This is a genomic window from Agrobacterium deltaense RV3 (assembly GCF_900013505.1).
Classification (GTDB): Bacteria; Pseudomonadota; Alphaproteobacteria; order Rhizobiales; family Rhizobiaceae; genus Agrobacterium; species Agrobacterium leguminum.
Genome location: NZ_LT009746.1, coordinates 944,144 through 965,676, shown reverse-complemented (window position 1 = coordinate 965,676; position 21,533 = coordinate 944,144). Strand labels below are relative to the sequence as shown.

Here is a 21,533-nt window from a genome sequence, read left to right as displayed (position 1 = left end):
ATGATCTCGTTTATCCTGCGCCGTTTGGCGAGTGCAGTGCCGACGTTGTTTATCGTCGTCACGATTTCGTTTTTCCTGATGCGTTTCGCACCGGGCGGTCCGTTCAATCTTGAACGTCCCCTGCCGCCGCAGACGATGGAAAACCTGATGAGAACCTATCATCTGGATGAACCATTGTGGCGCCAGTATCTCATCTATCTCGGCAATGCCGTCACCGGCGATTTCGGTCCGAGCTACGTCTACAAGGACAATACCGTCGCGCAGTTGATCGGCAAGGGTCTGCCTTATTCGCTGGAACTCGGCAGCTATGCTCTTTTGCTGGCGCTGGTCGGCGGCGTTCTTGCCGGCACTCTGGCCGCGCTCAGGCAGAACAGTGCCTTCGATTTTTCGATCATGTCGATTTCGACGGTTGGCGTTACCGTGCCGAACTTCGTTGTCGCACCCGTTCTCACGCTTGTCTTTGCCGTCATACTCGGGCTTCTGCCCGCCGGCAGCTGGGGCGACGGATCGCTGCGATATCTCATCCTTCCGATGATCGCGCTCGCTTTGCCGCAGCTTGCGGTTATCGCGCGCCTGACACGCGGCGCGATGATTGAGGCTTTGCGAATGGACCACATCCGCACCGCCAAGGCTTACGGTCTTCCGGCGCGCAACGTGGTGGTATTCCACGCCATGCGCGCAGCGATGCTTCCGGTCGTTTCCTATCTGGCTCCCTGCGCCGCAGCACTGCTGACGGGTTCAGCAGTCATCGAGACGATCTTCACTATTCCGGGTGTCGGCCGCTACTTCGTTCTTGGTGCGATCAATCGTGACTATACCTTGGTGATGGGAACCGTCGTTCTCGTCGCCATTTTTGTCATCCTGTTCAATCTCGTGGTCGATATTCTCTACGGCCTGCTGGATCCGAGGGTCAGACATGACTGATATCCCCGGCAATATTGCCCCTCAACCATTGGTAAAAAGCCGAAGCCTGTTCCAGCTGGCAGCCCTGCGTTTCAAACGAAACAAGGCCGCCATGGCAGGTTCCGTCATGCTGCTGCTGATCACGCTTTTCTCGTTCATCGGCCCGCATTTCCTCACGCACACCTACGATCAGGTGTTTTCGTCCTATGTCTCCGTCCCGCCGAGCCTTGAGCCACGCCCGGATGTGAACAACCTGCAAGACGTGATGGAGGGCGTTGCCAGCCGGGCGCGCGTCGAGCTGAAGGAATTTTCCGTCGAAGGGCAGACCTTCACGGCAACCGTCACCTCCAGCAGCACGATTGACCCGCGCACCACACGCTATTTCGACCGCGCCAACGAATTCGAAAATACGAAGGTCATCGCCACAGAAGATGAGGGGCGAACGCTGAAGCTGGAAGGCGACGTCAACCGCGAATACTTCTTCTTCGGCACCGATTCCAACGGTCGCGACATGCTGGCGCGCGTGATGCTGGGTGGGCAAATCTCGATCGCCGTCGGCGTTCTCGCCAGCCTCGTTTCGCTCGGAATCGGCGTTCTTTACGGCGCAACCGCGGGATATATCGGTGGGCGTGTCGACAATGTGATGATGCGTTTCGTCGAAATTCTCTATTCGCTGCCCTTCGTCTTTCTGGTGGTCGTGCTGGTGGTGTTTTTCGGCCGCAGCTTCATCCTGATCTTCCTGGTCATCGGTGCGGTGGAATGGCTGGACATGGCGCGTATCGTCCGCGGTCAGACGCTTGCCCTGAAACGGCGGGAATTTGTGGGCGCCGCACAGGCCTTGGGTTTGAGCGACTGGCAGATCATCCGCCGTCACATCATCCCGAATACGATCGGGCCCGTCGTCGTGTTCGTCACGGTCGTCGTGCCCAAGGTCATTCTTCTGGAAAGCTTCCTCTCCTTCCTCGGTCTTGGCGTGCAGGCGCCGCTGACGAGCTGGGGTGCGCTGATTTCCGAAGGTGCCAACAATATCCAATCAGCCCCATGGCTACTGATATTTCCGGCGATCTTCTTCGTACTGACCCTGTTTTCGCTGAATTTCGTGGGTGACGGGTTGCGTGATGCACTCGATCCCAAGGATCGTTGACATGAATACGACATCTGAAACCATTCTCACCGTCCGTAATCTCAAGGTCGATTTCACGACGCCGGACGGCACGGTGAAAGCCGTCAAGGGCATCGATCTTGACGTCAAGCAGGGTGAAACGCTTGCCGTTGTCGGAGAATCCGGTTCCGGCAAAAGCCAGACCATGATGGCCATCATGGGCTTGCTGGCATCTAACGGCGTTATTGAAGGCTCGGCAAAATATCGCGGACGCGAGCTGATCGGTCTGCCGGTTGGCGAGCTGAACAATATCCGGGGTGCGAAAATCACCATGATTTTCCAGGAGCCGATGACCTCGCTCGATCCTCTCTACCGGATCGGCGCCCAAATCGCCGAACCTATCCTGCACCACAGGGGCGGCAGTAAAAAAGAGGCGCGCGCCCGCGTTCTCGAACTTCTGAAGCTCGTGGGAATTCCCGATCCGGAGCGGCGCATAGACAGCTATCCCCATGAACTTTCCGGTGGCCAGCGCCAGCGTGTCATGATCGCCATGGCTCTCGCGAATGAACCGGATATTCTGATTGCGGATGAGCCGACCACTGCGCTGGACGTGACGATCCAGGCGCAAATCCTCGACCTCCTGAAGTCGTTGCAACAACGCTTCGGCATGGCCATCGTCCTGATCACGCATGATCTTGGCGTGGTCCGCCATTTTGCCAATCGTGTGGCTGTCATGCGCCGTGGCGAGATTGTCGAGTCCGGTACGACGGAAGATATCTTCGATCGCCCGCAGGCGGATTACACCAGGATGCTTCTCGACGCCGAACCCAAGGGACACAAGCTGGCAATTAGTACAGAGGCGCCGGTCGTGCTCTCCGGCCAGGGCGTGACGATCGATTATACAATTCCTGGTGGCTTCTTGTCGAAGTCTCGCAGGTTCCGAGCCGTAGACGGCGTCAATGTCAACCTTCACCAGGGACAGACCATAGGCATCGTCGGTGAATCCGGATCAGGCAAGTCCACGCTCGGTCGTGCGCTTCTGCGTCTAATTGTGGCAGATGGCCGTATTTTCTTCGACGGGAGGGAAATTACCGGACTTGATCGGAAGGCAATGCGGCCATTGCGGCGGCGTTTGCAGCTTGTGTTCCAGGACCCCTATGGCTCGCTTTCGCCAAGACAGACGGTCGGAGAGATCATCACGGAAGGCCTGTTTGTGCATGAGCAACGACTGAGCAGAGCGGAACGGGACAAGCGGGCAATAGAAGCACTGAAAGAAGTCGGTCTCGATCCCGCCGCTCGCAACCGTTACCCTCATGAGTTCTCGGGCGGACAACGTCAGCGTATCGCAATCGCCCGCGCGATCATCCTCAAACCGGATGTCGTCATTCTCGACGAACCCACATCCGCACTGGACCGATCCGTTCAGGGACAAGTTATCGATCTGCTGCGTGATTTGCAGAAGACGCATGGCCTTTCTTACATCTTCATCAGCCACGACCTTTCTGTCATCAAGGCGATTTCGGACTACGTCATCGTCATGAGAAACGGCAAGATTGTGGAGGAAGGGGAAACGGATGCGATATTCAACAATCCGACCGCTGAATATACCGAAACACTCATCAAATCTGCTTTTTCAGTGGAGGCGGCACCATAGATTATCGCACGGCCGTGGCAGACCCTCTCTGGCCCTGCGCCGCGATTTCCGCGACGGTTCTATACGCACGCTTCCGGTTTTCATCGACGCTAGTTGAGGCGTTGACTGGTTCTGGCATCAAACAGGTGGATCGATGCCAGATCCGGCTGAACCTGGATGGTCGCGCCCGGCTGCGCTTGTACGCGCTCGCGGAAGACACCGATGAAATGGTGATCGCCGATCATCATTGTGACCTGCGTTTCCGACCCCATCGGCTCCACCAATAAAACGGTTGCGGTGAGGCCATGGTTGACCAGTTCGAAATGTTCCGGGCGGATGCCGTAGATCGCTTCGCCTGTGGCAGGGCCGGGCGGGAGGGGCAGGACGACGCCGTCAGCCTCGAAACCATCGGCGGTCAATCGTCCCTTGATGAAATTCATTGCCGGGGAACCGATGAAACCGGCGACGAAGGGATTGGCGGGCCGGTCATAAAGCTCGAGCGGCGCTCCGCATTGCTCGACCCGTCCGGCATTCATCACCACGATCTTGTCGGCCATGGTCATGGCTTCCACCTGATCATGCGTGACATAAACGGTCGTGACCCCCAGACGCTGATGCAACGCCTTGATTTCACCGCGCATCACCACACGCAGCTTGGCATCGAGATTGCTGAGCGGTTCGTCGAACAGAAAAACCTGAGGATTGCGGACGATTGCGCGGCCCATGGCGACACGCTGCCGTTGCCCGCCGGAAAGCTGGCGGGGGAAGCGTTCGAGCAACCGTGTCAGCCCTAATATCTCAGCTGCCCAGCTCACCCGTTCGGCGATCTCGGCCTTGCTGCCGCCGCGATGCTCCAGCGAAAATGCCATGTTTTTCGCTACGCTCATGTGCGGATAAAGCGCGTAGTTCTGGAAGACCATGGCGATGTCGCGGTCTTTCGGCTCGATCTCGTTGACGACACGGCTGCTGATCGAGATATCGCCGCTAGTCACGGTTTCAAGGCCTGCGATCATCCGCAGCAGGGTGGATTTGCCGCAGCCCGAAGGGCCGACGAGGACAACGAATTCGCCATCGGCAATATCGATATCGACACCATGGATGGTGGCGAATGCGCCATAGCTTTTCTTGACGGATCTAAGGGTAACGGGTGCCATGGGTCAGCCTTTCGATTAGCCTTTAAGCCCGGTATGGGCGAGGCCTTCGACGAATTGTTTCTGCGCAACGATGAAGACGATGAGGACGGGGATGGCGGTCATCGTCGCGGCGGCAAGCTGGATGTTCCACATCGGTCCGCCGTAGGCGTCGGTAAATTGTGTCAGTGCCTGGGGCAGGGTGAACTTGTCGGGACTGGAAAGAAAGACGATGGGTTCGAGATAGAGGTTCCAGCTGCCGAGAAAGGTAAAGATCGCAACGGCGGCCAGCGCCGGACGGGCAAGCGGCAGGGCGATGGTCCAGAATATCTTCAACCGGCCGAGGCCATCGACCCGTGCGGCTTCTTCCAGTTCCACGGGCAGGGAGATGAAGAACTGGCGCATGATGAAGGTGGCGAAGACCGCCGGCGCACCGAAGATCGGCACCAGGATCAGCGGCCAGTGCGTGTTGATCATGCCCCATTTGAGAAACATCCGGAACAGCGGAACAAGCGTCACTTCGGATGGGATCAGCAGCCCCACCAGCACCACCATGAAGATGGCGTTGGCGAAGGGGAACCTGATGCGCGCAAAGGCATATCCGGCCATTGAGGCCACTGCCATGGTGCCGATGGTGACGATTGCGGCGATATAGGCGGAGTTCCAGTATTGCAGCGCAAAGGGCTGTATTCTGAAAACGTCGGAGTAGGACGAAAAATCGAAGGCGCGCGGCCAGATGTCCGGCGGAAAGGCAAATATCTGGCTGACGGGTTTGACCGACGACGTGACCATCCACCAGGTCGGAAAGACGAAGGGGACAAGCAGCACGCAGAGTATGAAATAGATCAGCGCCTGCGCGCGTGGGCTGAGTTCAGTTTTCATAGAATACGAACTTTCTGCGCAGGTGCCATTGGATGAAGGTGAGAGCGCCGACAATGACCAGCAGAATGATGGAGAGTGTCGAACCGTAACCGAAGAGGTAGAACTGGAAGGCCTGCTGATAGAGGTAATAAACGAGAACCGTCGTGGAAAAACCCGGCCCGCCCTGCGTGAGGATCATGATCTGCGCAAAGACCTGCAACGCGCCGACGATGGTGACGATGGAAGCGAGCAGGATCGTCGGGCTGATCATCGGCAGGGTAATGCGATAGAACTGCTTGAAGCGCGGCACACCGTCGACGCGCGCGGCTTCGAACAGTTCCCGCGGCACGCCCTGCAGTGCTGCGAGAAACAGGATCATGTTGAGGCCGAGATTCTTGAGCGCCTGCACGACGATGACCGAGATCATCGCGGTCGTTGGGTGGCGCAGCCAGTTGGGACCCTCGACGCCGATCATTTGCAGGAGGCCGTTGATACCGCCATTGTTCTGCAACAGGAAACTCCAGACGATTGTCCAGGCGACCAGCGACACCACCACCGGCGAAAAGAACAGTGTGCGGAACACGGTCATGAAGGCCAGCTTCTGGTTTAAGAGCAACGCAAGCCCCAGCGCCAGGCTCATATTGAGCACGGCAAGCCCGGCCGAGAACACGGCGGTCACGGCCAGTACTTCGCCTATGGCCGGGTCGCTGAGCAGCTTCTGGTAATTGGCGACGCCGGTGAACCGGAACGATCCCGCCAGCACGTTCCACTCATGCAGCGAATACCAGAAGACCAGCACCAGCGGCACGAGCACGAAGACAACGATACCGATGAGTTGCGGCGCGATGAACAGATAACCGGTGGCGGCGTCACGCCGCGCCATGGTCCAGAAACCGCGCCGGGCCTGTGTTTGCGCTGTTTGGAGGGCAAGCGTCATGGCTTTTCTTCCTTCTGCCTTTCGCATCCACCGGATGACTGCGAAGCGTCAATTGGCCGCCAGCAATGGGTCAAGACGGCTGCAAAGCGCTTGCAGAACAGCCGCGACATCGGCATCGGGTCGCCAGAGACCATCGAGGCCAGCGCGAACGGTCTGTTGCAGCCGGGCAAAATTGAGAACCTGCTGCGTTGATTGACCGGTGGCGACGCCGCGAATGACCACGGCCTCTATCTGCTCGCGCGACAGCAATGGGTTGGCGGCCGCGAGCACATCAGCGGTGAGCAGGCTCTTCCGTGCCGGCGGGAAAAAGCGCGCGAGCTTGGCTACATTAGGCTTGGAGGAGAAAAACGCCAGGAATTCTGCCGCGAGCTTGGGATTTTTGCCGCTGGCCATGACGCCAATGCCTGCGCGACCTGTAACGGCATAGTCGCCTGCAGGTCCTGTAGGCAATGGCACGAGATCCCAGTCGAAGGTCTTGTCGCCTTTCGGCAGCAGCGATGCGCGGCTGATCTGGGTGGTCGTCATCGCCGCATCCCCGGCAAAGAAATCGGCCGAAACGCCAGGCCCCGGCATGGCCTTCTTCACGAAGATCGCATCGTGGATGAAGCGCATGGCCTCAACCATCTCCGGGCTGGCAAAAGCGCAGGATTTGGTATCCTTCGACCAGGGATAGGCATTCCAGCCGGTATAGATTTCGGCAAGATTCTCCCACGCCTTGTATTCGAAATCACGAATGATCAATCCCTGTTTGCCGGTGGCAGCCACTTTTGCGGCCGTCGCAATGGCATTGTCCCAGTTCCATTCGCCGGCAGTGATCATCTCGGCGGGCGTCTTTGCGCCTGCCGCCCGGATCATGTCGTTGTTAACAAAGACGCCGAAGGGCGATGTCGAGAAGGGATAGAGATATTGTACCCCTTCATACGACCAGGCGGTGAGTGTTGCCGGAGGGAAGTCGCCCATGTCGTAACCATCGGTATTGGCAAAGGTTTCGGTAAGGGGATAAAGCGCACCAGCCGCCATGAAGTCAGGCGCGGTCGTGTCGAACAGCCAGGCCAGATCGGGGGGATTGCCACCCGCGATCTGGGTGGTCAGAGTGGTCGCATAGCCTTCGTAGGCAAGCGAATCGTAGGTGATCTTGACGCCGGGATGGCTCGCCTCGAACTCATCGGCGATCTCGTTGAACAGGGCCAGATGGGCTTCGTTGGCGCTCCAGATGGCCATCCGCAATTCCTGCGACAAAGTCGGCGAAACCAGCCCGGATGTGACCAGAAAACCGGCCACTGCAATTTTCACTATACTCCTGCGCATGAATAATCCTCCCAGATTATACGTATTAGCTAGTAGCCGCGAATATCAGGCCAATGGCGCTCCACCCCTTGGCGTTCGATGTGGGTGTGAAACTCCGCCAGCCGCTTTTCATCGGCATGCACGCCATGCGGGGTCTCGCCCCTTTCGAGGCAATAGGCGGCCAGCATGCCGGCCACTTCGCCGATGTTCCATTCGACCGGATGCAGCCTGTAACAACCATTGGTGATATGCGTGGTGCCGATATTCTTGGCTGCCGCCAGCAGATTTGTTTTACGGCGGGGAATAAGGGCACCCAGCGGAATTTCAAAAGGGCAGGCGCCGACATCGATATAATTATCGCCGCCCGTCGAGGGGTGCAGGTCGATGCGGTACATACCGACTCCGATACTATCAGGGTAGTGCACCGCGCCGCGATCGCCGCGCACGGCAAGCGACAGATCCTGTTCCACCACCGTGGTCAGGGCGCGAATACGACGGCTTTCACGAATATAGGGCGCCATGGCCAGGCCATGCTCCGTGCCGGTAATGTCGCCGCGCAGACGCAGGCCCGGAAAACCCTGACCGCCATCCGGGCGAGGCGCCTCGGTCTGCATCCAGTAGAACATGGAATAGGAGAGGCTTGCCGCATCGGCCAGCCGCTCGGCATATTGTTCGGGGGTAACGTCGATGATCGGCGCCTCGAAATAGTCGATCATCGGCCAGTTCACGAGGCAGATATCGCTCGCATAGGCGCCGGGCCGAAATGTGTGGCGGGCGGCAATGCGCCGGAATATCCACAGGCTCATATCGCCCGCGCTCTGTCGCTGGTCGGCAACGTCGCGTGTTGCATTGTCGGTTGGGTTGGGATCGAAGAACCGGCGGCTGCGTTCCAGTGTTCGCGGATTGGGAGAGTCCCAGCTCAACAGCGGGCCGCCCCAGAATTCGGGAGCAACCTGCCGCCAGTGGTCATAACGGGCGGGCTTGTCGATGACATGATTGCCGTCAACCTGATCGACGGCGAAGCAGATCGATACGGCCTGCTGATTGTGCGGTTGCGCCTCGGTCGGCGCGCTCGGCTCGCCGGTTTCGGATTGGGCTTCGAAACCCGTGACGTATTCAGTAGCTGTCAGAGGCAGCAGATCGCCCAGTTCGGTGGCGTCGATGATGTAGCGGGCCGAGCAGGAAATGAGGTCGCCGGTATTGCAATGGCGTAGCGTCACGGACTGCACGGTGTCGCCGTCGACCTCCGCTGATATCGGCTCATAGGGCTTGAGGACGGTCAGCTTGCCGCCGGCGGCGTAAGGCGCAAGCATTGCCTCCATCACCGCCAGCGAAACGCGTGGTTCATGGCACAGGCGAGACACGTTGCCGTCTCCGGGGTTGAGCGTCAGATCGGCCCGCGCGGCGTCCGTCAGCGGATAGTGGTCACGGTAATATTGCCGCACACCCGTGCGCAGGGCGCGATAGCTGGCGGTGATCCCGAATTGTTCGACCCAGCTGTGCTCGTCGGGCGGCACGGCCTGGCTGGTCAACTGGCCGCCAATCCACTCAAATGCTTCGGTCAGGATAACGCTGCGGCCATTGCGCAGGGCCCCAAGTGCCGCGGCCACGCCGCCAAGCCCGCCGCCAACCACAAGAATATCTGCATTGTATTCTCTCACGTCAGGTTCTCTTTCCTTAAGTTGGGTTTTGATTTGGGGAGCCAAGCGTTTCGCCCGCCACGATGTCGCAGCCCAGCAGTATCTGCCGTACCGGGCCGGGGGGGCTGGTGAGGGTTTCGACCAGCATGGAGGTCGCCTGCCTGCCCATCTCTTCGCGGGGGATGGCATAGGAGGTGAAGACGCGTTGCGACCGGAGCGTATGCGTGCGGGTGCCGCTGCCCAGCACCACGATGGAAAGATCGCCGGGGACGCTGACCCCCTGGGCGCGGGCCTGATTGTCGAAGACCACCGCTTCGGCCACTTCGGCAAAAAAAACGACGCTCGCTCCGCTGGCGCGAACGGCGGCCAGTTGCTCGGCCGGATCGCCATTTTCGCTTTCGTGGGAATAGACCAGCTCCGCCGCGCCCTCGATTGCGGCGAGAAAACCACGCCAGCGGTCGCTGATGGATTCCGCCGGGCCCGTCGCGCCGATAAAGGCGAAGCGGCGATGGCCCGCGGCAAGTGCCTCTCGTACAAGAGCATGCGTGGCTGTCACATAGTCCGCGCCAACATAACGCACCGGCCCGCCGGCATCGTCACGACGACCGACTGCAACATAGGGGTAGTCCCCGGCAACCAGCTGGGCCAATTCATCGCGGTCGAACTGGCTGCCCAGAATGAGGCATCCGTCAGCTAGTCGAAGCCGACCTGTTTCCCCGAAGATGCGCTTGCGGCCGTTATCGTCGCGCGCCGCAGCCGTCATCAGCAGAAGGTCGTAGCTCAGCCTCTCCGCTTCCTCCTCTATTCCCATCAGGAAAGGCGTGTAGAAATCCGCCTGCGCGATCGGAAAAGCCGGCTGATAGGTGAAAACACCCAGAATCCGATTGGCGCCTTTGACCATGCTGCGCGCGATGGGGTCCGCCACATAACCGGTATCCCGAATGGCCTTCAGCACACGCTCTCGCGTTTCAGGCGGGATACGACCCTCAGCGGATTTCGCCTCGTTGAGCACGAGCGAAACCGTCGCCTGGCTGACCCCCGCGAAGATCGCAATGTCCCGTTGCGTCAAGCGCCTAACCATCGAAACCTCGTTTCCTGTCGACTGCTAATTCGTATTAGCTGCTTATGCGTATAAACAAGGTTTGCGAGAGGATGTCAAGAGTGAGGTACTCCGCGACGATGTGTTGGTTCCGGTACGGAGCGTGGTGCCGCTAAACGGTTTCCGGCACATACGATCCAGCGTCCGCGCGGCCCCTCACCGAGACAGTCTTTCCCAGATATTTCGCTTAGGGCCGGATGAAGCATGACTATCCATGTCACCGGAGTGCGCCTGCGAGCCGGATACAATTCATGAAAGCCGGAAAAGTTCCGAGACAGAGAGCGGCCTAAAAGCCGGTTGCGGGCAACAATAAATTACAAAATCTTCATTGCAGGTCACTCATTCCGAAGCTTAGATTTTATCGGGGGGAGAAATGAGAGAGCAATGTCGAACCTGGGTAGCCTCATATCCCTTTTTGTCTTCGCGATAGGCATTTTCGCCTTCTATCGATGGATGTCGGATGGCATCGGCACGGAAAACAGGAAGTCGGAATCGAGATGGTGAGTTTTTCGGTCCCGACAGATACCGCAGTAGCCGAGATAAGAAACCGGGTGACAAAAATCATCGGCGAGCAGCTCGGAATAGCTGATGATAAAATAGCCGATACAGCTGATTTTTCCGAAGATCTGAATGCCGATTCGCTTGAGGTCGTTCAGATCGTCATGGAGATCGAAGAGGAATTTGACATCGAAATTCCCGATGCTGCCGCAGACAGTCTTTCCACTGTCGGTGATGCCATTCGCTTCATTCAGTTGGCAACGACGTAGTCGATCTGGAAAGGGCGCGTTCGATATGGCGATAATCCATCCCTTCATATACTTTCTTCCCGCCGTTGTCGGCGCCTATGTCCTCTATAAATTCATCCTCTATTTGCTCGGCGCCGATTAGGCGCCGGCCATCGCTTCCGTGCCTTACGGCCCCGGTTTGCCTTGAAGCTCCCCGACGAGAAGCCGTATTTTCCATCCTACCGCATGAACTGAAATAAATTTCACATCATAAAATAAAATTCAAACAGCATTGACGGCCGCTCGGTTTCCGGCTATCCCAATTCGCATGCAATAAATTACATCGAATAAAATTTATTGCGGACTAAGTCATTGTCCTTGGGAGGGGAATATGTTGGCTTTTCTGAAATCGACCGCTGCCGCGGGTGTTTTAGCCGTGGCGATTGCCGCTGGTGCCGGTTCGCAGGCCACCGCTGCTGCGGGCAAATTTGCCTGCGAGCCGGGTGAGACCTATGTGATGAACGTCATGGTTTCCAGCCACCCCTATTGGGTGCCGGTCTTCGAGGGGTTCAAGCAGGCCGCAAAGGCGCTCGGCTGCGAGGCCGTTTTCACCGGCACCCCGGAATATGACATCACCAAGCAGATCGCATCTTTCGAGCAGGAACTGGTGAAGAAGCCGAAGGGCATTCTGCTGCATCCGATGCAGGCCGATCCCTTTATCGAACCGATCAACAAGGCGATCGGCTCCGGCGTTTCGGTGACGACTTTTGCGGCGGATTCCCCGAAGTCGAAACGCACCGCCTATATCACTTCGGACAATGTCGCCGAGGCGAAATTTGCGGCGGATGAAATCGTCAAGAAACTTGGCGAAAAAGGCGAATATGCCGTTCTGGAAAATCCGGGACAGAGCAATCACGATCTGCGCGTCACGGCCCTCATCGACTATATGGGGCGCACCTATCCGCAGATGAAGCTGGTCGGTCGCCAGGCGACCAATCAGGATTCGAACCTTGCCTACCAGGCCGTTGGCGCATTGTTGCAGGCCAATCCCAATCTGGGTGCCCTGTGGATTCCCGAAGCCGGTTCGGCCGAAGGCGCGACGGCTGCGGTCCTTGAGGCGAAGAAGAAGGTCCTGATCCTGCATGCGGATATCACCCCCGCCACGCTGGAACATATCAAGCAGGGCAATATCTACATGTCCATCAATCCCAATCAGGGTGTGCAGGGCTTCATGGGTTTCATGAACACGTTTCTGGGCGCCCATTCGGACCTTATCGACCCGTTCAACGACTACAAGGTTTCCGGCTTCAATCCGATGCAGGTTCCTTCGATGGACAATGGTTTCGCTGTCATCACCAAGGCGAACGCCGCTTCCTTCGATCTCAACGACTATATGAAGGGGCGCTGACGCGTCGCTCTGGACCCGGCGGGGTTTGCACCTCGCCGGCCACAAGGGGAAGCAGGTTCGGGAGGGCGTTATGGGTGAGGTCATCCTCAGCATGACGAATATTCACAAGGCGTTCGGCCCCGTGCGGGCGCTGCGCAATGCGGCACTCGAGTTGCGGCGCGGCGAAATCCATGCGCTGGCCGGTGAAAACGGCGCCGGCAAGTCGACGCTGATGCATATCATCGACGGCATTCTGCAGCCGGATGGCGGGGAAATCGTGCTGGATGGCAAACCGGTCAAGATATCCTCGCCCAATGCGGCGAACCGGCTTGGCATCGGTTTCGTGCATCAGGAAATCGCGCTCTGCCCGGAGATTTCGGTCGCCGAGAACATGTTTATGTCGCAGACGGGCCAAAGCCGCTCCTGGTTCATGAACTATCGCGATCTCGAAAAGCGGGCGGCAATTGTGCTGCGGGAAATCGGTGATATCGATCCCAGCCGCCGCGCCGGCGACCTTTCGATTTCGCAACAGCAGATCGTCGAAATCGCCAAGGCGCTGACACTCGATTGCCGCATCCTGATCCTCGACGAGCCGACGGCGGCTCTGACCGAAACCGAAGCGCAGACGCTTTTCAGGATCATGCACCGGCTGGCGGAACGGGGCATTGCCATCGTTTATATCTCGCATCGTATGGCGGAGATTTTCGAACATTGCGACCGCATCACTGTGATGCGCGACGGCTGCCATATCAGGACGGAGAATATTGCCGATATTTCCCCCGAGGAAGTCGTCAACAGCATGGTGGGACGGGTGCTCGACAAGCTCTACCCGCCAAAGCTTTCGGAGGATGAAAAATCGGATGACGTCATTCTCTCTGTGCGGGGCCTGAACGAACGAAAGCGGGTTTTCGATGTCGATTTCGATCTGCGCCGCGGCGAAATCCTGGGGCTTGCCGGGCTGATTGGTGCGGGAAGAAGCGAGATCGCCCGGGCGGTCTGCCGGCTGGAGGGGAAGCCGAGAGGCGAGGTTACGCTGCGCGGCCGGCCATTAAGGCTCAAGGATTATCGCGACAGCATCCGCGAGGGGCTGGTCTATCTGTCCGAGGATCGCAAGGGGGACGGGCTTTTCCTCAACATGTCCATCGCCTCAAATGTCTCTGCGCTCGATATCGGCAGGGTATCGAACGGCATGGGCTTCATCGAACGGCGCAAGGAAATGAAGCGTGCCGATGAGCTGGGACGCCGGCTGAAATTGCGGGCGAACAGCATCGGCGATGCGGTATCGACCCTGAGCGGCGGCAACCAGCAGAAGGTGGCGCTGGCGAAGATGCTCTCGGTGGAGCCGGAGGTCATCTTTCTGGATGAGCCAACACGCGGGGTAGATGTGGGCGCGAAGGCCGAAATCCACCGCCAGATCCGGGAACTGGCGCGTGAGGGCGTCGGTGTGGTCGTCATCTCTTCGGAACTGCCGGAACTTATCGGCGTCAGCGACCGCGTGCTGGTCGTGCGCGAGGGTCGGATTACGGGTGAGGTCGAGGGCGACGACATGACGGAGGAAAAGATCATGCAGCTCGCATCGATCAATATTGTGCATAGCCCGGAAAGGGCCTGAGGGAGCGGGAAAATGGCAACATCGGAAACACCTTCGGGCATAGCTGAGACGGCGGTTCGCCGCACCGCCTGGTGGGAGCCGGCGCTCAAGGCGCGGGAAACCGGGCTGATCGTCATCATCCTCGCGCTTTTTGCGGTGATGTCCTTCATATCTCCGTATTTCCTGACCGTGGACAATCTGCGGGCCATGGCCATGGTCTTCGCCATCGAAAGCGTCGTCGTGGTGGGCATGACGATCCTGCTGATCTCTGGCGGTATCGACCTTTCGGTCGGCTCCGTCACCGCACTTGCGATGGTGGCGGCTGGCTGGCTGTTCCTCAATGGCGTAGACCCATGGGTGGCGGCGGGGCTGGCGATCTGCCTTACGACCTTGATTGGCATGGCCATGGGATTCCTGACGACGGTGATCGGGCTGCATCATTTCATCGTGTCGCTGGGTGTCATGGTGATTGCGCGCGGTGTGTGCCTGCTGGCGACGGGCGGGCGGCCGCTTGGGCTCTATTCCCTGCCGCCGGAATTCAAGTTCATCGGTCAGGGCGCGCTTGGCGGCATTCCGCTGGTGCTGATTATCTTCGCGGTGGTGGTTGTCGTTTTCGATCTGCTGCTGCGACGCACGACCGCCTTCCGCAAGGTGTTCTATACCGGCAGCAATCCGAAGGCCGCGGCCTATTCCGGTATCCGCGTCGGCCGGGTAGTGTTTGCCACCACCACGCTTTGTTCGATGTTGTGCGGTGTTGCAGGCGTTATCTATATGGCCCGTTTCGGCTCTGCCCAGCCAAGCTTCGGCGTCGGCATGGAACTTAACGTGATTGCGGCGGCGGTCATCGGCGGCGCGAGCCTTTCGGGCGGCTCGGGCACCATTCTCGGCGCGATCCTTGGGGCGATCCTTCTTTCGGTGGTTTCCAGTTCGCTTGCCTTGCTCAATGTGTCTGTCTACTGGCAGGACATCATCAGGGGCAGCATATTGCTCACTGCGGTCCTGTTCGACCACTATCTGGTCAGGCGCCGCCGTTGAGCGCCCTTCGCTCGCCCGAGGGTAACTGGAGAAAGACGACCATGCTGGATATCAAGGACGATTTCGATCAACAGAGGCAGATGTATTCCGTCCTGGTGCTGCATTTCATCGAGGGTGTGAAGCAGTCGGAAATCGCCGAGCGGCTCAATCTTTCCCACACCAAGGTCAATCGCATGATTGCGGCCGGCCGCAAGGCGGGCATGGTGAAGATCACCATCGCCAGCCCCTATCAGAGGCTGGTGGACCTCGAAAACGAGATTACCCGCCGTTTCGGCCTCAGGCAATCGGTGGTGACGCCGACGGTCTCCGATAATCCGGAAACCGCCTTGCAGATGGTGGGTCGGGTGGCCGCCAACCATTTGCTGGAGACCATTCGTGACGGCGATGTGATCGCGATTACCGGCGGCAAGGCGGTGAGTGCCGTTGTCGACAATCTGGAGGCGGAGCGTCGTTTCGATGTGCGGGTGGTGCCGCTGACCGGCGGTGTGCAGGGCAAGCACTATACGGATGTCAATCATCTCGCCACGCAACTGGCGGAGAAACTCGGCGGCAGCGCATCGCTCGTTCATGCGCCGCTGTTTGCCGAGGATGAGGAACAGCGCGATCTGCTGATGAATGTCGCATCGATCCGCGAGGTCTTCGAGCTGGCCCGGCAGGCGCAGGTGGCGCTGGTCGGCATCGGCTCCGTGGAGGCTCCTGGCTCCGGCTATTACGATCTTCTGCCGGATGCGGCCCGAGGCGGACAGGCGCTGGTGGATGCGGGCATTGCCGGCGAGTTTCTCGCCCATCTCACCATGGCGGACGGGCAGCTGGCGCGTATCGATCTCAACTCGCGCGTGGTGGCGCTGGACCCCGAGCAGCTCGCCCGGTGCCCGAATATCATCGGTGTGGCGGCAGGCGCCATCAAGGCCGGACCGGTGGCGGCCACGCTTGCCGGCCGCTATCTGACCTCGCTCGTCGTGGACGAGGCGATAGCCGGCTATTTACTGGATCATGAAGAAGGGGAAACCGCGTGACGGACAATGCAATAGTGACCCGGACGATCGGCAGAAGCGGCATCGGCGCATCCGCCGTGGGGCTCGGCACCTGGGCCATCGGCGGCTGGATGTGGGGCGGCACCGACGAGCGGCAATCCATCGCCGCCATCCAGGCCTCCATCGATGCGGGTATTTCCCTGATCGATACGGCACCGGCCTATGGCATGGGGCTTGCGGAAACCATCGTTGGCAAGGCAATTGTCGGCAGGCGCGAGAAAGTGGTGCTGGTTACCAAATGCGGGCTGGTCTGGCATGTGAACGAGGGTGCTTATTTCTTCCATCAGGATGGCAAGCCCGTTCATCGTTATCTCGGTCCTGCCTCTATCCGTTTCGAGGTCGAAGAAAGTCTGAAACGGCTCGGAACCGACTATATCGATCACTACGTGACCCATTGGCAGGACGCCACGACGCCTATTGCCGAAACGGTCGGGGCTTTGGTGCGGCTGAAAGAGGAGGGGAAGATCCGCTCCATCGGCGCAAGCAACGTCTCGCCCGGCGATCTTGAGGCTTATATAGCCACCGGCGCGCTGGATGCCATTCAGGAAGAATATTCCATGGTGAAGCGCGATATCGAGACGACGCTGCTGCCGCTTTGCCGAAAGAATGATGTCTCGGTTCTCAGCTATTCGTCGCTGGCGCTCGGTCTCCTCTCGGGCAAGGTCGGGCCTGAACGGGTCTTTGCGGACGACGACCAGCGCCACGGCAACCCGCGCTTCAGCCAGGCGAACCGTCAGAAGATTGCTCGGCTGATGGGCGTGCTGGAACCGGTGGCGGCCGCCCACAGGGCTTCGGTCGCGCAGGTGGTGATCGCCTGGACGATTGCACAGCCGGGCATAACATTCTCGCTCTGCGGCGCGCGCGATCCGGCCCAGGCGGTCGAAAACGCCGCGGCTGCACATCTTCGCCTCACGGAGAGTGAGCTGGCGCTCATCAATGCCGGTGTCGCGGAGCATCTTGTGGGGCTCGATACCTGATTATGTAGGCTGAGACGGGACTTCAGGCGAACAGCGCATCATTTTCGTCCCGTCTCTCACGTCGCTTTAAACGGTCAACAACATTGGGACGCTGGTCATCCGCCAGCGAACGGTATTTCTATGCCCAATTTTCGCGAGGACGCTCTGCGCCGCATCCGGCTCGATGGTGATTTCGATGCCGTCGTTATCGGCGGCGGCATCAACGGAATTGCCGCCTATCGCGATCTCGCCTTGCAGGGGCTGCGGGTGCTGCTGGTGGAGCGCAACGATTTCTCCTCCGGTTGCAGCGCCGCACCCTCACGCATGATCCATGGTGGCCTGCGTTATCTCGAAAACGGTGAATTCGGCCTCGTGGCAGAATCGTTGCGGGAGCGGGATGCGCTTCTGAGGCTCGCGCCGCATATGGTTCGTCCGCTGCCGACCACGATCCCGATCTTTTCGACTTTCAGCGGTCTGTTCAATGCGGCAGCAACCTTTGCCGGTTCCGGCGGAAAACCCGCAAGCCGTGGCGCTCTCGCCATCAAGGCGGGTCTGATGCTCTATGATTTCGTCACCCGCAAAAACCGTATCCTGCCCCGTCATTCGTTTCGCGGTGCGTCCGGGACTTTGCAGCATTGGCCGGATCTGACGCCGGAAATCAGATATTCCGCCACCTATTACGATGCTTGGATAAGTCAGCCCGAACGGCTTGCACTGGAGCTTCTGATCGACACCCATGCCGATGCGCCGCAAAGCATTGCGCTCAACTATGCGGAGCTTGTCCGTCTCGGCGACGACTATCGTCTTCGGCTGGAGGGCATGGATGAAGCCCTGCCTATCCGCCCAAGGATCATTGTTAATGCGACCGGTGCATGGATCGACGAGACGATTGGCACGCTGGCTGCACCTCCGGCGGCGGAGACAGCAAAACCGACCGTCTCCGGAACCAAGGGATCGCATCTGATCATTGCCAACGAGGCGCTTTTGAAGGCCCTGAACGGCCATATGATCTTCTTCGAGAATGACGATAATCGCGTCTGTATCCTCTTTCCCTATCTCGGCCGGGTTCTCGCGGGCTCAACCGATATCAAGGTGGATCGCCCCGAGCGGGTGCGCTGCGAGCCCGAGGAACGGGATTATATTCTGGACGCGATCCGGCAGGTCTTTCCGCAGATTGCCATTACCCATTCCGACATCGTTTTCAGTTTCAGCGGCATCCGTCCGCTGCCGCGCAGCGATGCCGCCTTTACCGGAAGAATTTCCCGAAGCCATTTCATCCATCGCGTTGCGGGCGATCCGCCGCAGCTTTGCATGATCGGCGGCAAGTGGACCACTTTCAGGGCTTTTGGCGAGCAGGTTACCGACGAGGTTCTGGCCTTTCTTGGACGCCGACGGCTGACCGGCACCATGGCCCGCCCGATCGGCGGCGGCAGGAATTTTCCAACCGGTGCCAGCAGCCTGCCCGCCTTGCTGTCGGAGGAATTTTCGATTGCCACAGACCGGGCGGAGCATCTGGCTCTGGCTTACGGCTCCCGTGCCTTCGATCTGATGGGCTTTTGCCGGGGCCGTGCGGATGATGTGCGGCTTTCAGAAAAATCGCCGATCACGGCCGCGGAGGTGGTCTGGCTGATCCGCTTCGAACACGTGCGCCACCTGACCGATCTCGCCCTGCGGCGCACGACGCTCGCCATCACCGGCGTCATCGATGCCGATCTGATCGACGAGATCCTCGCCGTTACGGCCCGCGAGCTTGGCTGGCCGGCCACCCAGGCGGCGGCGGAACGGCAGCGGCTTATCCATGAGCTGGAGACTTTTTATGGAGTCACGCCGGCAATGCTTCAACACAGATGCAAGGAGAATGCATGATGATGCGGATTTCGAAAAAGGCGCGCATGAACCGGCTGTTCCGCAATGGCGGTTGCCTGGATGTGGCCATCGATCACGGGGTTTGCAACGAACCGAGCTTCCTCGTTGGGCTGGAGGATATGGCGCAGACCGTGGACAGGCTGGCCGAGGCCGGTCCCGATGCCATCCAGATGGCCTATGGGCAGGCGGATCTGCTGCAGCAGAGGCCGGAGCGCGACAAGCCGGCCCTCGTCATGCGTATCGACATGGGCAACCCTTACAATTCCACGCGCCACAGAACCATGTGGTCGCAGCTCCAGAACCATCACGATCCGATCATCGGTGCGCTGGAAATGGACGCCGCCTGCGTCGTCGTGAACCTGTTCATGCTGCCGGATGAGCCGGAGCTGTTTCGTCAATGCGTCGAAAACATCAGCCGTGTGCGGGCAGATTGCCATCGTTTCGGCATGCCGCTGATGATCGAGCCGCTGGTGATGCTGCCGAATGATGTGCGCGGCGGTTATCAGGTGGATGGCGACGCCGAAAAGATCGTCACGCTGGTGCGCCTTGCCTCGGAAATGGGAGCCGATATCATCAAGGCCGATCCGACTAGCGATCCGCGCGATTTTCACAAGGTGATCGAAGCCGCGCGGTGCCCGGTGCTGGTGCGGGGCGGGGGGCGTGAGGACTTGCGTAACGTGCTTACGAAATCGGCGGCTCTTGTGGCCGAAGGTGCGAACGGGATGGTCTATGGGCGCAATATTTACCAGCACGACAATCCCAAGGCCGTCGTTGCGGCTTTGATGGCCATCATCCATCAGGGTGCGGGCGGTGAGGAAGCATGGGATATCTATAATCGTGGCTGACAAAAATTACATATTGGGTCTCGATGTCGGCAACACGGTCATCAAGGCCGTGCTGTTCGACACGGAAGGCCGGCAGGTTGCGCAACATGCCATCGACGGACAGTCGACATTTCCTGAGCCCGGCTATGTCGAGCGCGATCTCGAGGAATTGTGGCGGAACGGCTGCGAGGCAATCCGCCAGCTTCTGGTGAAATCGTCCGTCGATCCCCGCAGCATACTGGCAGTGGGCTGCGCCGGCCACGGCAATGGCCTCTATCTTCTGGACAAGGACCGGCAGCCCCTGATCGGCATCCAGTCGCTCGACAGCCGTGCTGCCGATGTGGCGGCCGAGCTTGACCGGAAAAGCGGAGCACAATTGCAGGCCCGTTGCCTGCAGCGGCCATGGCCTGCGCAAACACCCAGCCTTCTCGCTTGGGTGAAGCGACATGCACCCGATCTCTATGCCCGGACCGGTACGGTCCTGTTCTGTAAGGATTTTGTCAATTTCTGCCTGACGGGGTGCCTTGCCAATGATATTTCCGATCTCAGCGGCGCTGGGCTGCTTGCCTTGCCGGAAGCGCGGCTCGACCGCGAGCTTCTGTCGCTTTACGATCTTGAGGACGCGTTCGCGTTCTTCCCCCGTCGCGTGGAATCGGCTGACATCGTCGGCCAGGTGACGGGCGAAGCTGCGGCTGTGACGGGGCTTTCCGAAGGCACACCCGTGATCGGCGGTTTCTTCGATGTGGTCTCCAGCGCCATGGGGTCGGGGGTCATCAATGCCGGGGAAGCTTCCATCATCGCCGGCACCTGGAGCATCAACCAGGTTTTCGCGGACAAGCCGGTCATCAGTCCCGATGTTTTCATGGTCACCACCTTCGGCCGTGACCGCTATGTCAATATCGAATCCAGCGCCACCTCCGCCGCCAACCTCGAATGGTACGTGCACCGCGTTCGCGGCGATCATGGCGACCACGCCTTCGAGCGATGCAACGAATTGGTCGGCTCCGTCTCACCCCGCGCCGACGATCCGTTCTTCCATCCGTTCATTTTCGGCTCGCGGCTGGGCGCGGAATTTCGTGGTGGTTTTTACGGCCTCGCGGGATGGCACGGCGAAGGTCACATGTTGCGGGCCCTGTTCGAAGGGGTGTGTTTCGAGCATCGCCGCCATATCGGCGTCCTGCGCGAAGCGGGACTGCCGGTGGAAAGCGCCGTGATGTCCGGCGGCGGTTCCCGCAGCCAGCATTGGCCGCAGATCATGGCGGATGTTCTGGAAATTCCGCTACGTGTCGCGGAGGCCCGCGAGACGGGCGCGCTCGGCGCGGCCATTGGCGCGGCCGTGGCGATCGGGCTTTATCCTGATTATGAGGAGGCGGTTGCGGCGATGACACGGGTTGCGAATGCTTACCGGCCCGATGCTGCGCAAGTCTCGCACTATGGGCGGCGCTACGGTCTCTATGCAGAATTAACCGCGCAGTTGCGTGGCTTCTGGAACGCTTTGCGGTTACCGCAATAGTCTCCGGTTT

Annotated in this window: 18 protein-coding genes; 12 read left to right on the top strand and 6 right to left on the bottom strand. The window is 59.4% G+C overall.

Annotation, left to right across the window (positions count from 1 at the left end; translation table 11 throughout):
• The 3 genes from oppB to AGR7B_RS18775 are packed head-to-tail and all read left to right on the top strand — an operon-like array spanning position 1 to position 3,659.
• A complete protein-coding gene (gene oppB / locus AGR7B_RS18785) occupies positions 1–924 on the top strand; it encodes an oligopeptide ABC transporter permease OppB (protein ID WP_035265000.1) in 924 nt (307 codons plus the stop codon).
• Entirely contained in the window at positions 917–2,047 is a 1,131-nt protein-coding gene (locus AGR7B_RS18780; protein ID WP_065656648.1) for an ABC transporter permease, read from the top strand. The genes oppB and AGR7B_RS18780 overlap by 8 nt, the downstream gene beginning before the upstream one ends.
• Position 2,048: 1 nt before the next feature.
• A complete protein-coding gene (locus AGR7B_RS18775) occupies positions 2,049–3,659 on the top strand; it encodes an ABC transporter ATP-binding protein (protein WP_162934199.1) in 1,611 nt (536 codons plus the stop codon).
• Positions 3,660–3,748: 89 nt separating this feature from the next.
• Here the strand turns inward: AGR7B_RS18775 and AGR7B_RS18770 are convergent, their stop codons facing one another.
• Genes AGR7B_RS18770 through AGR7B_RS18745 form a run of 6 tightly spaced genes read right to left on the bottom strand, consistent with a single transcriptional unit; the run spans position 3,749 to position 10,574 of the window.
• Positions 3,749–4,792, bottom strand: coding sequence for an ABC transporter ATP-binding protein (locus tag AGR7B_RS18770; protein WP_080857571.1), 1,044 nt, complete (start codon positions 4,790–4,792; stop codon positions 3,749–3,751).
• A 15-nt stretch (positions 4,793–4,807) separates the two neighbouring features.
• Complete coding sequence (locus AGR7B_RS18765) at positions 4,808–5,650, bottom strand: carbohydrate ABC transporter permease (RefSeq protein WP_078052174.1); 843 nt, start codon at positions 5,648–5,650, stop codon at positions 4,808–4,810.
• The gene (locus tag AGR7B_RS18760) at positions 5,640–6,566 is read right to left on the bottom strand and encodes a carbohydrate ABC transporter permease (protein WP_080857570.1); all 927 of its coding nucleotides are present in this window, start codon (positions 6,564–6,566) and stop codon (positions 5,640–5,642) included. Before AGR7B_RS18760 ends, AGR7B_RS18765 begins: the two co-directional genes overlap by 11 nt.
• Positions 6,567–6,614: 48 nt before the next feature.
• Complete coding sequence (locus tag AGR7B_RS18755; RefSeq protein WP_080857569.1) at positions 6,615–7,874, bottom strand: ABC transporter substrate-binding protein; 1,260 nt, start codon at positions 7,872–7,874, stop codon at positions 6,615–6,617.
• A gap of 29 nt (positions 7,875–7,903) precedes the next feature.
• Entirely contained in the window at positions 7,904–9,514 is a 1,611-nt protein-coding gene (locus AGR7B_RS18750) for an FAD-dependent oxidoreductase (protein ID WP_080857568.1), read from the bottom strand.
• 16 nt (positions 9,515–9,530) lie between these two features.
• Entirely contained in the window at positions 9,531–10,574 is a 1,044-nt protein-coding gene (locus AGR7B_RS18745; protein WP_080857567.1) for a LacI family DNA-binding transcriptional regulator, read from the bottom strand.
• Between the two features lie 515 nt (positions 10,575–11,089).
• On the opposite strand from AGR7B_RS18745, the gene acpP reads away from it, so the two are divergent.
• The 9 genes from acpP (at position 11,090) to AGR7B_RS18700 (ending at position 21,523) form a co-directional block, all read left to right on the top strand.
• Positions 11,090–11,359 (top strand): acyl carrier protein, encoded by a 270-nt coding sequence (gene acpP, locus AGR7B_RS18740; protein WP_080857566.1) that lies wholly within the window; start codon positions 11,090–11,092, stop codon positions 11,357–11,359.
• 349 nt (positions 11,360–11,708) lie between these two features.
• Positions 11,709–12,725, top strand: coding sequence for a substrate-binding domain-containing protein (locus tag AGR7B_RS18735; RefSeq protein WP_035264955.1), 1,017 nt, complete (start codon positions 11,709–11,711; stop codon positions 12,723–12,725).
• A gap of 70 nt (positions 12,726–12,795) precedes the next feature.
• Entirely contained in the window at positions 12,796–14,316 is a 1,521-nt protein-coding gene (locus AGR7B_RS18730; RefSeq protein WP_078052168.1) for a sugar ABC transporter ATP-binding protein, read from the top strand.
• A gap of 12 nt (positions 14,317–14,328) precedes the next feature.
• Positions 14,329–15,330 (top strand): ABC transporter permease, encoded by a 1,002-nt coding sequence (locus AGR7B_RS18725; protein ID WP_080857565.1) that lies wholly within the window; start codon positions 14,329–14,331, stop codon positions 15,328–15,330.
• A gap of 41 nt (positions 15,331–15,371) precedes the next feature.
• A complete protein-coding gene (locus tag AGR7B_RS18720; protein WP_162934198.1) occupies positions 15,372–16,346 on the top strand; it encodes a sugar-binding transcriptional regulator in 975 nt (324 codons plus the stop codon).
• Positions 16,343–17,341, top strand: a complete 999-nt coding sequence (locus tag AGR7B_RS18715) for an aldo/keto reductase (protein ID WP_080857564.1) — start codon at positions 16,343–16,345, stop codon at positions 17,339–17,341. Before AGR7B_RS18720 ends, AGR7B_RS18715 begins: the two co-directional genes overlap by 4 nt.
• Before the next feature lie 120 nt (positions 17,342–17,461).
• Positions 17,462–19,186: a glycerol-3-phosphate dehydrogenase/oxidase gene (locus tag AGR7B_RS18710; protein ID WP_080857563.1), complete on the top strand. Its 1,725-nt coding sequence runs from the start codon at positions 17,462–17,464 to the stop codon at positions 19,184–19,186.
• 2 nt (positions 19,187–19,188) lie between these two features.
• Entirely contained in the window at positions 19,189–20,031 is an 843-nt protein-coding gene (locus AGR7B_RS18705) for a class I fructose-bisphosphate aldolase (protein ID WP_065656704.1), read from the top strand.
• Entirely contained in the window at positions 20,024–21,523 is a 1,500-nt protein-coding gene (locus AGR7B_RS18700) for an FGGY-family carbohydrate kinase (RefSeq protein WP_065656640.1), read from the top strand. The genes AGR7B_RS18705 and AGR7B_RS18700 overlap by 8 nt, the downstream gene beginning before the upstream one ends.
• Positions 21,524–21,533: the final 10 nt, after the last annotated feature.